Origin of the sequence: Sulfitobacter sp. CW3 (genome assembly GCF_019392245.1) — a bacterium.
Taxonomy (GTDB): domain Bacteria; phylum Pseudomonadota; class Alphaproteobacteria; order Rhodobacterales; family Rhodobacteraceae; genus Sulfitobacter.
The window spans coordinates 1-270 of sequence record NZ_JAHXRL010000235.1; the positions used below are offsets into that span (position 1 = coordinate 1).

1 protein-coding gene is annotated in these 270 nt (G+C 37.8%); it reads left to right on the forward strand.

The genetic code is table 11. The features are described 5' to 3' along the window. Positions 1-25: 25 nt before the first annotated feature. On the forward strand, positions 26-270 hold a 245-nt coding region (locus tag KZZ06_RS20895), incomplete at its 3' end, for a reverse transcriptase domain-containing protein (RefSeq protein WP_306664535.1).

Here is a 270-nt window from a genome sequence, read left to right on the forward strand (position 1 = left end):
TGTCGATCCAAAGGGATCTAACAAAGTGTGCAATCTCCAGCGATCCATTTATGGACTGGTGCAAGCCTCTCGGAGTTGGAATAAACGTTTTGATAGTGTGATCAAAGCATTTGGTTTTATACAGACTTTCGGAGAAGCCTGTATTTACAAGAAAGTGAGTGGGAGCTCTGTAGCATTTCTGATATTATATGTGGATGACATATTGCTGATTGGAAATGATATAGAATTTCTGGATAGCATAAAGGGATACTTGAAAAACTTTTATTCAAG